9 protein-coding genes and 1 pseudogene are annotated in these 12200 nt (G+C 42.1%); 8 read left to right on the top strand and 2 right to left on the bottom strand.

Annotated features, from left to right (window positions below; genetic code table 11):
- The first annotated feature begins 121 nt into the window (after nucleotides 1-121).
- Genes tpiA through folP form a run of 3 tightly spaced genes read left to right on the top strand, consistent with a single transcriptional unit; the run spans nucleotide 122 to nucleotide 2344 of the window.
- Nucleotides 122-847 (top strand): triose-phosphate isomerase, encoded by a 726-nt coding sequence (gene tpiA, locus PN499_RS12070; protein WP_272032146.1) that lies wholly within the window; start codon nucleotides 122-124, stop codon nucleotides 845-847.
- Nucleotides 848-906: 59 nt separating this feature from the next.
- Nucleotides 907-1491 (top strand): peroxiredoxin, encoded by a 585-nt coding sequence (locus PN499_RS12065; protein ID WP_272032144.1) that lies wholly within the window; start codon nucleotides 907-909, stop codon nucleotides 1489-1491.
- Entirely contained in the window at nucleotides 1481-2344 is an 864-nt protein-coding gene (folP, locus tag PN499_RS12060; RefSeq protein ID WP_272032142.1) for a dihydropteroate synthase, read from the top strand. Before PN499_RS12065 ends, folP begins: the two co-directional genes overlap by 11 nt.
- 74 nt (nucleotides 2345-2418) lie before the next feature.
- On the opposite strand, the gene PN499_RS12055 is transcribed toward folP, so the two are convergent.
- Entirely contained in the window at nucleotides 2419-3204 is a 786-nt protein-coding gene (locus PN499_RS12055) for an SPFH domain-containing protein (RefSeq protein WP_272032141.1), read from the bottom strand.
- 728 nt (nucleotides 3205-3932) lie between these two features.
- Here PN499_RS12055 and PN499_RS12050 point away from each other — a divergent pair.
- The 5 genes and pseudogenes from PN499_RS12050 to PN499_RS12030 all read left to right on the top strand — a co-directional run bounded on the left by PN499_RS12050 (nucleotide 3933) and on the right by PN499_RS12030 (nucleotide 11655).
- Nucleotides 3933-7574 (top strand): WD40 domain-containing protein, encoded by a 3642-nt coding sequence (locus PN499_RS12050; protein ID WP_272032139.1) that lies wholly within the window; start codon nucleotides 3933-3935, stop codon nucleotides 7572-7574.
- Between the two features lie 545 nt (nucleotides 7575-8119).
- On the top strand, nucleotides 8120-9910 hold the full coding sequence (locus tag PN499_RS12045; RefSeq protein ID WP_272032137.1) for a two-component system response regulator: 1791 nt from the start codon (nucleotides 8120-8122) through the stop codon (nucleotides 9908-9910).
- 147 nt (nucleotides 9911-10057) lie between these two features.
- Entirely contained in the window at nucleotides 10058-10822 is a 765-nt protein-coding gene (locus PN499_RS12040; RefSeq protein WP_272032135.1) for a response regulator, read from the top strand.
- A pseudogene (locus PN499_RS12035) lies at nucleotides 10809-11078 on the top strand (LON peptidase substrate-binding domain-containing protein); the annotation flags it as partial. The gene PN499_RS12040 and the pseudogene PN499_RS12035, both read left to right, overlap by 14 nt.
- A gap of 145 nt (nucleotides 11079-11223) precedes the next feature.
- A complete protein-coding gene (locus PN499_RS12030; RefSeq protein ID WP_272032133.1) occupies nucleotides 11224-11655 on the top strand; it encodes a hypothetical protein in 432 nt (143 codons plus the stop codon).
- Nucleotides 11656-11866: 211 nt separating this feature from the next.
- On the opposite strand, the gene PN499_RS12025 is transcribed toward PN499_RS12030, so the two are convergent.
- A complete protein-coding gene (locus tag PN499_RS12025; RefSeq protein ID WP_272032148.1) occupies nucleotides 11867-12139 on the bottom strand; it encodes a YggT family protein in 273 nt (90 codons plus the stop codon).
- Between the last annotated feature and the right edge of the window lie 61 nt (nucleotides 12140-12200).

The following is a 12200-nucleotide window of genomic DNA, read 5'->3' as shown; positions in this document are numbered from 1 at the left end:
CCCAGAGGGCGGCGTTACGTCAAACCTGGGTAATTCCTAAATGCAAACTAACAAAAATGCCCCGCAAAGCCTTAAACTGATGTTGAATTTTGTAGTGTTCTGAGGTCTACTGAGGTCGTCCGTGCGGAAAATAGTTATTGCTGGCAATTGGAAAATGTACAAAACCCAGAGTGAAGCTCTGGAGTTTCTTAAAGGGTTCACGTCTTGCTTGACTGAAACTCCAGAAGAGCGGGAAGTCATTCTATGCGTTCCCTTCACCGCTTTGACCCTGCTCTCGAAAAATATGCACGGGGGTCGTGTGATGCTAGGTGCTCAGAATGTTCACTGGGAAGAGTCGGGTGCATATACGGGGGAAATTTCGGGCCCGATGTTGACAGAAATTGGGGTACGGTATGCGATCGTGGGTCACAGCGAACGCCGTCAATATTTTGGCGAAACTGACGAAACTGTAAATATGCGGTTGAGGGCGGCTCAACAGCATGGTTTAATTCCGATTTTGTGTGTAGGCGAAAGTCTGCGACAACGGGAAGAGGGTGAAGCAGAAACTCACATTGCTTTTCAGTTAGCAACGGATTTGATTGGTGTGGATCAGCAGAAGTTGGCGATCGCTTATGAACCGATTTGGGCGATCGGTACCGGTCGCACTTGCGAATCGACTGACGCTAATCGGATTATTGGTTTAATTCGTAGCAAACTAAATAATCCTGATGTGCCAATTCTTTACGGCGGTTCTGTCAAACCCGATAATATCGATGATATTATGGCTCAGCCAGAAATTGATGGGGTATTAGTCGGTGGAGCGAGTTTGGAACCTGCAAGTTTTGCTCGAATTGTCAATTACAAATAATTAGTAATTGGTAATTGGTAACTGGTAATTGGTGGTTGCGTTAGGAATTGTTAGTTTTTATGGCAAAACCAGATAATCTTTACGAGTTACCCCAAAATCTTCCCGTACCCGTTGATGATGGGGCAACTAACCACCTTTTAGGTCTACAAGTTCCTGCAATTTCTTTGATGTCAACGGCGGGAATTTTTGTAGATTTAGCAAGTCTTGCGGGTAGGAGTGTTGTTTATTGCTATCCTCTTACGGGTAGACCCGATCTAGACAATATCCCCCAAGGTTGGAATCAAATTGCTGGTGCCAGAGGCTGTACGCCTCAATCTTGTGCCTTTCGAGATCGTTATCAAGAGTTAAAAACACTGGGTGTAAAATGTTTTGGTTTGAGCGGACAGAGTACGGAATATCAGCAAGAAGCTGTTAAGCGATTGCATCTTCCCTTTGAATTATTAAGCGATTTAGAGTTAGCTTTTACCAAAAGTTTAAAATTACCAACTTTTGAACTTGATTCAAGGACTTTTATTAAAAGACTAACCTTGATTCTATCTTCTGGTCGCATAGAAAAGGTATTCTATCCTGTATTTCCACCCGATCGCAATGCCGAAGAAGTGATAGATTGGCTTTCGCACAATCCTCAAAAAAATGACGCATAACAGAAGAAAATTAACTATTAGAGGTCAATCTTTTGAGTGGTATAAACGCACTTACATCATGGGTGTTCTCAATGTCACCCCTGATAGTTTTAGCGATGGCGGTCAATTTAACACCCTAGAATCTGCCACAGCACAAGCTCAGAAAATGGTAGAAAATGGTGTTGATATTATCGACATTGGCGGCCAATCAACTCGGCCTGGTGCTCCTGAAATTACCCTAGAAGAAGAACTAAATCGAGTTATTCCCTTAGTAGAAATCTTGCGCTCTAGGAAAAATATTTGCGCTACAGTGCCGATTTCTATTGATACAACACGCGCCGCTGTTGCCAAAGCTGCGATCGATGCCGGCGCTGATATAATCAATGATATTTCCGCTGCTACTTTTGACCCAGAAATGTTGCCAACGGCGGCAAAATTGGGAGTTCCAATTATATTAATGCACATTCGGGGTACGCCGCAAACAATGCAACAATTGACAGATTATCAAGATTTAATTGGGGAGATTTATCAGTTTTTAGAGAGTCGAGTTGAAACAGCACTTGCCGCCGGAATTAATAGATTTAATATCATTTTAGACCCTGGAATTGGTTTTGCCAAGACTTATAACCAAAACTTAAAAATATTACGGCGGTTGCGAAAATTTAAGGACTTAGCTTGTCCGATTTTAGTGGGTGTATCTCGCAAAAGCTTTATTGGTCATATTTTAAATCAACCCGATCCTCAGCAGAGAATCTGGGGGACAGCGGCGGCTTGCACAAGTGCGATCGCGCACGGCGCTGATATCCTCAGAGTTCACGATGTTAAAGAAATGCGCGATGTTTGTCAAGTTGCTGATGCTATATTTAGAAGGTAAGCTTTAAAAAAGCGCCGCAGCTACACCAGCCGTAGGCATCGCCCTCCTTAAAGATGATTATTTAAGTATTATTTTTAAGTATTATTCTCTGACTCTCCCATCAACCCACTAATAGCCTCTGATAACGCTTTGGGGTCCATAAAAATTATTTTTGAATTGGCACTTTCACTCAATTTGCTATTGGCTTCTACATAAGTTTGAGCAATCAAAAATTTTCTAAACTCTTCACTATTCGGCTCTAAATTTAAAGCTGTAGCAAGACGTTCAATAGATGCCGCTTTACCCTCAGCTTTAGTAATCATAGCTTGTTTTTCGCTCTCCGCAGCCCGTTCCAACTCCATCGATTCCCGGACAACTTTAGGAGGAGTAATACTTTGAATCTCAACGCGGATAATCTTTACACCCCAATTCGCCGTAGCCTGATCCAATTTACTTAGCAAATTTTTACTAATGATATCAGTTCGAGAAAGAGTCTGCTTCATTTCCCATTGACCAACTTCAGAGCGAATGGTAGTTAAAACCATATTCCCAATTGCCGCCTCAATATCCTGGACTTCATAATAAGCTTTCCTCAAAGTCAAAATCCGCCAATATAGTACGGCATCTACTTCTAGAGCTACATTATCTTTAGTAATAGTCGGTTGAGGTTCTACATCTAAAACCCGTTCGCGCGTTGTATCCACGTAAACGACCTTTTCTATCAACGGAATGATAAAATTGAGTCCAGATTTGATTGTTCGCTTGTATTGACCCAAACGTTCGACTAAACCTTCCTCACCTCCGCTGATCACTCTCACAGACGAATTTACAGCGTAGCCGATGATAATCGCGGTGAGAATAGCCAGGATATACTGACTCATTTTTAGTTTCCTGCTCAGCTTTATTAGGAATTGATAAAGATTACTATTTTACTTTAGCTCAGCTTTGTCACATCCTTGATAATTAGGACTAACGGAAATCGCTTTGTAGGTCGCAGTCTCGGCAGTAAAGTTACCTCTGAGACTACGCCTTTACAAACAATATCTGCGCCCGTCCTCACAAAATTAGAAGTTTTGCGAAGCTCTGAGGTAATACCTAATATATTAAGGTTTGTAAAGTTTGGTTGAAACTCAGCTTTTAGCCATAATAATGATATTTTAGATACAGAATTAGAATTCCGTGGCAGCACTGGGGTAGTCTTCAGTCAGTCTACTCCAGTTTATTTCCCAAATAATTTGATTTTTGACTATAGGGTTGGGAATCAAAAGACTCGTCATATAATGTACTTAAACGCATTCATACTCATAGTCTTACATGAGTGCAACAAATACCAGCACCTATTTTTATTAATACTCTAGGACTTACGCATTTATCTACGCAATTGTTTGATTGCGAGCCAAGCATAGAACAATTGCAGGCCCGCGCAAACTCGAAGCATTAGTCCTATAATCATAGCTTGACTCCAAAAATATTTTTGGATGTGATTTTGTCAGAGTTTCAAACTTTGACTACAAAGCAAATAAATCCAAAAATTGAGCGAATCTCACAAAGGTTGTATCAGGAAGCTAGGAAAATTTGGCGATCCCAAATCTAACATCTACTAAGAGCTGTGAAATCAACACAAACTGCTAAATCTAAGCGCCATCGCGGTTATATTCTCACTCCTGCGGGAGCGAAGAAGCTACAAAACCGGATTAGCGAATTAGAGGCTAAAACTGGTGTCACCTATAACCCCTCGAAAATTTCGGAACAGTCGCAATTAATTAGCGCTCAAGGTTTGCATTTAACGACAGTCAGAAAAATCTTGCGAGGGACAAGCGGCACAGATGAAAGTTCTCTACGCCTAGTTTTCCAGGTGTTAGGGATTGAAATGGCAGCACAGGATTACACGCAGCCGGGAATTGAAGAAGTAGTTGCTTTTGTGGGTGATGGCAACAGTAGACAATGCCAAGATGATTGGGGAGAAGCAATTGATGTTTCCCTATTTTATGGCAGAGACTCAGAACTAGAAAGCCTTAAACAGTGGATTAAAAATGATAACTGCCGCTTAGTGATACTATTAGGAATGGGAGGCATTGGCAAAACAGCACTCTCAGTAAAACTAGGAGAAGAACTTCAAGATAATTTTGACTTTTTAATCTGGCGATCCCTTCGTAATGCGCCACCTTTAGAAGAACTCCTCCCTCAAATTATCCAATTCCTTTCTCAACAGCAAGAAACAGCAGCAAATTTACCCAAATCAGTTAGCGGTCAAATTTCCCGGCTATGCCATTATCTGCGCGAACAGCGTTGCTTGCTAATTATTGATAATTTAGAAACACTTTTAAAATCAGGTTCTCCAGCGGGAAGATATCGCGAAGGCTATCAAGATTATGGCGAATTATTTAGACAGATAGCAGAAATTTCCCACCAAAGCTGCCTAGTATTAACCAGTCGAGAAAAACCCCAAGGCATTGCTTCTATAGAAGGCGAATCTTTGCCAGTTCGCTCTTGGCATTTAAAAGGTTTGTCCGACTCGGAAGCCGAAAAAATTTTCATAGCTAAAGGCGTGCAAAGTAACACAATTCAAGTCAGCATAGTGACTGAATTATATCAGGGAAATCCATTAGCCTTGAAAATTGTTGCTACTTCTATTCAGGAACTATTTGTCGGTAATATTGCCGAATTTCTGACTCAAGGTACAACAGTTTTTAACGGCATTCGCAGTCTTTTAGAACAGCAGTTTGAACGTTTGTCTCCTTTAGAGCAGCAAATTCTTTACTGGTTGGCAATTAACCGAGAACCTGTGAATTTTGCCAAACTTCGCGCTGATATTGTGCCGCTGGTATCGGTGGGAAGACTTTTAGAAACTTTAGAATTTATCGGTTGGCGTTCTCTAATCGAAACTCAGACAGCTAGATCGGGTCAACTTTTGACTTTACAACCTGCGGTGATGGAATATGTAAGCAACCGCTTCTCTGAGCAAGTTTGTACAGAAATTCGTGCCGTTGCAGAGTCAGGAAAACTCGGCAATCTTAACTTGTTTAAGCATCATGCTTTAATCAAAGCTGAATCTCAAGAGTTTATCCGTTCTTCCCAAGTGAATTCGATTCTCCAGCCGATAATTGACGAATTATTAACGAGTTTTGGCACGCGGGAAAATTTGATTTCTGCTTTGACAATTATTCTTTCCTATTTGCATTCTGATTCTCTCTCAACTCCCGGCTATACCGCTGGTAATTTACTCAATTTACTTGTTAATTTGCAAGCGGATTTAAGTGCGATTGATTTTTCTGGCTTGACGATTTGGCAAGCTTACCTGCAAGGGGTGAATTTGCGCCGAGTTAACTTTGAAAAAGCAAATTTAGGGAAGTCAGTTTTTAGCGAAACTTTTGCTAATATTTACAGCGTTGCTTTCAGTCCAGATGGAGGAAAGATTGCGACGGGACACGCAGATGGAGAGGTGCGTTTGTGGCAAGTTGAAGATGGGAAACTTTTGTTTCGATCGCTAGGCCATACCGGTGCAGTTTGGTCTTTAAGCTTTTCCCCCGATGGCGAAACCTTGGCTTCCGGTAGCTTTGACTGGACAATTCGACTGTGGGCCCTGCCAAATGGAGAATTGCGCCAAACTTTGCAAGGTCATGGAGATTGGGTATGGGCGATCGCATTTAACCCAGATGGTCAATTGTTAGCTAGTTGTAGTAGCGATCGCACGATCAAACTCTGGGATATCAACGGAAACTGTATCGAAACTCTAGAAGGACACACCGATAGCATCAATGCCATTGCCTTCAACCCCGACGGCAAAACCTTCGCCACAGGTAGTAACGATCGAACTATCAGAATTTGGCGAGTTGATACATTTGAGTGTCACCAAATTCTCCAAGGTAGCGATAGTCAAATTTCCGCGATCGCCTTTAGTCCTGATGGCGATATCCTTGCCACCTGCGATACTCAAACCATCAAACTCTGGGATGTCAAAACTGGAGAATGTCGGCACACCATCGCCAACAACCTAACTTTTGTTTGGTCTATCGTCTTTAGTCCCGATGGCCAAACCTTCATCGGAGGTGATGGCAAAGTTATCAAATTTTGGCATATTGAAACTGGAGAATGTTGGCAAACTCTCTCAGGATTTAGCAGTCAAGTTTGGTCAGTAGCATTCAGTACCGATGGCCAAATTATTGCCGCCAGCGACAAGCAAACTTTGCGTTTATGGCAACTAGGCGAAACAGAGGATATCGCTGAGTTTCACACTATCCAAAGTTATGCAAATTCAGTTTGGTCGGTTGCCATTAGCCAGAATTTAGCACCAGGTGCGATCCCTAATGCTAGCCTAGCGATCGCCTGTGGCGGCGCAAGCGGCATAGTGACTCTCTGGGACAGAGAAACTCGCCAATGTCTCAAAACCCTACACCGCCACCAGAAATCAGTTCGCAGCGTAGCATTTAGTCCCAACGGCGAAACCCTAGCTAGCGCAGGGGAAGACAAAACAATTTGGCTTTGGGAAGTAAATACTGGTCGGGTAAAAACGCCCCTTTTGGGACATACAGGTTGCGTTTGGTCAGTAGCCTTTAGTCCCGATGGTAGGATTTTAGCTAGCGGAAGTAGCGATCGCACAATTCGGCTGTGGGATATCAACACCAGCCGCACTCTGCAAATTTTCTCAGACCATGAAAGTTGGGTTTTATCCGTAACCTTTGACCCCAATGGCAAGTTTTTCGCCAGCAGCAGCGCCGACCAAACAATTCGACTTTGGGATATCAACACTGGTGAATGTCTAAAAACCCTGTTCGGACATCAAGGTTTAATTTGGTCAGTCACCTTTGATCGCGATGGGAAAACCCTAGCCAGCGCTAGCGAAGATACCACCATCAAAGTTTGGGATATCGAAACTGGGGAATGCCGGCAAACCTTAGAAGGACATAGGAGTTTAGTTTGGTCGATCGCCTCTAGTCCTGACGGTAAACTACTCGCAAGCACTAGCGCTGACCAAACAGTAAGGATTTGGGACAGCCTTACGGGTCAATGCGTCAAGGTATTGGAAAGTCACGGTAGCAACCTTTGGTCTGTGGCCTTCGCCAAAGACAGTAAAACTCTCGCCAGTGGTAGTAATGATGAAACTGTAAAGGTTTGGGATGTGGAAACTGGAGAATGCTTGGATACGCTGAGGCCCGAAAGGATTTATGAAGGGATGAATATTACCGGAGTTACGGGACTGACAGAAGCTCAAAAGGCGACGTTAAAAGCCTTGGGGGCTATTGAATATTAACTGCTAATGGCTAACTGCTAATGGCTAACTGCTAATGGCTAACTGCTAATGGCTAATCGCTAATGGCTAATCGCTAATTACCCATCTTCCCCATCCTCCCCATCTCCCCATCTTCCCCTAGCCCTGAGCATCGTAGCCCCTAGCCCCTTCTTTCCCTACGCAGGTCGCCCGCAAAGGCGGTGACTTTACCGCGAAGATGGCGATCGTACTGCGATCGCGTGTAATCCCACTTCTTGAAACTAGAACTACAGATAATAACTATTCAAATTTTGCACGATCGTATAACATAAGGTTTTATATGTAGTTAGCATTTAAAGAATTGGGATAAATCCTGAAGTTAATTTAATCATCCCCCCTCTGTCTCTCTCCCCCTCTACCCCTCACCCCCTCTCCCAATTTTCCTTAACTTCTCCTTAAAATCACTATCTTCTCCCCAAAATTCTTTGTCCCATTCAAAAATATAGTTATCGATCTAGCGGTCATAACAAATGAACCGACCAAATTAGTGAACAGTGAAATCATCTACGCAGAAGGCATAAGCAGCCATGAACGAGAATAAAAGTTACCTCAAATCGGCAGAAATCCTGATCGTTGATGACTCACCCGCCAACTTGCGCTTACTTTCTTCATTACTAATACAGCAGGGTTACAACGTTCGCAAAGCTATTAGCGGACAAGCAGCATTAAGAGCCGCAGAAGTAGTAATTCCCGATTTAATTTTATTAGATGCTATCATGCCACACATGGATGGATATGAGGTTTGTCAGCGATTGAAGTCAAATCCCAAAACAGCAGAAATACCTGTGATATTTTTGAGTTTTTTGACTGAAAATGAAGAAAGAGTGAAAGCATTTAAGTTTGGATGTTGCGATTATATTAATAAACCTTTCAGTTTAGATGAAATCCTGATAAAAATTGAAAAACAACTAAATTTGAAGGCAGCAAGAGAGGAAATTATGCAAATGAGTGCTGAATTTAAACAAGAAGCCAAAGAATATCAAATCCAGCTAGAAGTTGTCAATGCTAAACTAAAAATGGCATTGCGCGATCGGCTCACCAACTTACCAAACCGAGCATCATTTATTGAGGCTCTAGAAACATCCCTAAATCGTGCCAAAATAGATTCAAACTATCGGTTTTTTGTGCTATCTCTAGACTGCGATCGCTTTAAAATCATCAATAATTCTCTTGGCTATCACATCGGAGACGAACTGCTAACCGCCGTTGCTCGCCGCTTAGAAGCTGATTTAAGTCCAGATGATATTTTTGCACGGTTAGGAGATGACGAATTCGCTATTTTACTCCCCGATAGACAAGATATCAGCACTGCCACAAAAGTTGCTAGCGAAATCATAAAAAAACTTACTTTTCCCTTTCAATTGCAAGGATATGAAGTATTTGTCAGTGCTAGCATTGGCATTGCTTCAGGCAGCAGAGAATATAGTCAGCCAGAACATATCCTGCGAGATGCCGATAGCGCCTTAAACCGCGCCAAAGAAAAGGGAAAAGCCCGCTATCAAATTTTTGATAGCACCATGCGCGAGAAAGCTTCCCAATTTTTACAGTTAGAAACCGACCTGCGAAAAGCCATCATCAAAAAAGAATTTTGCGTACACTACCAGCCAATTATTGACCTTAAAACTGGAAAAATTGCGGGAGTAGAAGCACTGCTGCGTTGGCAGCATCCCACCAGAGGTTTAATTTATCCAGCAGACTTCATTCCCATAGCAGAAGAAACAGGTTTAATTACTCCGATTGGCAATTGGGTATTGGGAGAATCTTGTCGTCAGTTACGCCTATGGCAAATAGCAGGAATTGCCGGAGAGTCCTTCAGCGTCAGCGTCAATTTTTCAGCACACCAATTTGCCCAAGCAGACTTAATTGAGCAAATTGATGCAATTCTCGCCGAAACCCAACTTAACCCTCAGTGCTTAAAACTCGAAATTACTGAAAGTGCAATCATAGAAAACACTCAATCGGCTGCCCTCATTATCCAACAATTAAGAGCCAGGCAAATTCAGTTAAGCCTCGATGATTTTGGCATGGGATATTCTTCTCTGAGTTATCTCAACTCATTTCCGGTCAATACTCTGAAAGTTGACAAATCCTTTGTGCAACGCTTAGACGGTAATTCAGAAAATTTAGGACTGGTTCCAGCAATTATGTGTATTGCCAGGACAATGGGAATGAATGTAATCGCTGAAGGCATAGAAACGACTCAACAACTAGACCAACTCAGAAATTTAGACTGCCACTTCAGCCAAGGATACTTATTTTCTAAACCTTTGGAGGCGGAAAAAGTAGTAGAGTTGATTGCTTCTGCTCCTCAGTGGTGAAAGATCGAGGTATTTTTATGATAGGGAACTAACGAAAGATTTTTCCTTGAATAACCTACCAACGTCTTATAAACTTGTACATATAGCGAAGTTGAGGTGCTCGTCAAATAGGTTTAGATAACTTCTATGAAGCAATGAATAGCCACAATGAACAGCTTACCTAACGATTGTGTCACAGCCTCTATCTTGATTGTAGACGACATGGTGGATAACCTCCGGCTGCTTTCTGATTTGCTGACAGAACAAGGCTATAAAGTTCGAGGCGTATCCAAAGGTACAATGGCTCTCAAGGCAGCGAAGTCATTTTCCCCTGACTTAATTTTGCTGGATATTATGATGCCAGAGATGGATGGCTACGAGGTTTGCCAACACCTGAAAGCTGCGGAAAATACTCGCGATATCCCGATTATTTTTATCAGTGCTTTGAACGATGCGGCAGATCAACTAAAAGCTTTTGGTGTGGGAGGGGTAGATTATATTACAAAACCTTTTCGCATAGAAGAAATTCTCGCCAGAGTTAAGAACCATTTGCGACTGCGCGAGTTGCAAAAGAAACTGGCAGAGCAAAATGAGCGCCTGGAGAAGGAAATTTGGGATCGTCAATTATTAGAAGATAAACTTCGCTCTTCGGAGGCGGCAATTCGGATGTTTTTTGAAGCGATGAATGACATCGTATTACTGATTGACGCTGAGGATTTTAGTATCAAAGTTGCCCCTACAAATTCTACCAGATTTTACCCAGATGACACCGACATTCTCGGTCAAACTATAGAACAATTTTTTGGAGAAAATGCCGAGATTTTTCAGAGTCAAATCCGGTTGGCTTTAGATACACAACAAATTGTTAACTTTGAGTATAGTTTGCTAACAAGCCAGCGCGAAGTTTGGTTTATTGCCAGCCAGGGAAGTTGAACAATTGCTACGGGATGTAGTTCGACTATCTGGCAAATTGATGGATCAAGCTATTGAATTACCAGAAGATATTCCTAGTCTACCTACTGAATTATCCCACTGGGTTGCTAGCAATCTTTACGGCGTAGCAACAGAGCAACAAGGTTTATTAGAAATGCAAGATACCGCAGCTAGACTCGAACGCGAGGCGGAAATTTTGACTTCTACTCGCAATCAATTAGCAGCTCGAACAGTCCTTAAAGATACACTGAAATGAAATTGTTAAATGTTAACTGTTAACTGCTAACTGCTAACTGCTAATTGCTAATTGCTAATTGCTAATTGGGGAAAAATTTTCCCCCTCTCCCAATCTTCCTTCTTCCTTCTGCTATACTGTAGAATTATCAGAAAAGATAAAATTTATGCGCTTTAAAGCTTTTACTAATGTTGTCATTTCTTGCCTAATAGGAATTTTAACTTGGCTGTGGGTTCCCCCCGCTTTAGCGTTGACACAAATTAAGCTATCCGATATTTCTTATCACGACTGTCCTCCAGAAATGGCAGAAGGAACAGTCACCAGCGGTTCTAGCATGGCAGCTAACTGCTTTCTAGTAACAGGCAAAGCCTCAAATACATCTGGCAAAACAGTCTTTGATGCCGACATTTTCGGCCGCATCTACGATGCTCAAGGTAATTCCGTCATGCAAAACCGTACTAGAGTGGGTTCGATTGAAGAAGTTCCCCCAGGAGTTAGCGATTTTGAAATCCGTATCTCTGTTGCTGCTAATCAACCAACTCCTTTAGAACTCAAGCAATTTAAAGCAACTGGTTTTACAGGTAAAGTACGGCGCTAAGTGAATCCACCTAATTAAACATAAGATAAGGATGGCTAAAAAGCTGACTGTATAAACCTTCTTCCTTCTTCCTTCTACTTAAAATCGGCAAAAAAATAGGATGATGTTAGAGGCCATCATCCGCTTACTGCAACTTGAAAGCTTGCTCAACCCTTGCTAGCAGTTACCAACATTTAGCAGACTGGAAGCTGTTAAGATAAAGCCTTCGCAACTAAATCGCAGTTTGCAAATTACCTAACAAACCGGTTAAAAGTTGAGCGGCAATCTGGAGGACAAAAAACGCAATCATGGGAGAAAAGTCAATTCCGCCCAAAGGGGGAATAATCGAACGGAATAGGTTTAAGTAAGGATCGGTTAACTGACTCAAGATCGAAAACGGCGGATCGAACCAGTTAATATTGGGAAACCAGCTTAAAAGTACCCGCACGATCATCAGAACTAGATATACAGCACTTCCGGATGTTATGAGGTACAGTAGCAGCAGTTAGTAAACCAATTTTTTAAATGTTTCGGATTCATTAAGTCAAGAGCCACAGCAATTATGG

The sequence above is a fragment of the Kamptonema animale CS-326 genome (assembly GCF_028330895.1).
Lineage (GTDB): Bacteria > Cyanobacteriota > Cyanobacteriia > Cyanobacteriales > Microcoleaceae > Kamptonema > Kamptonema formosum.
This window is presented reverse-complemented; position numbering and strand designations above follow the sequence as displayed.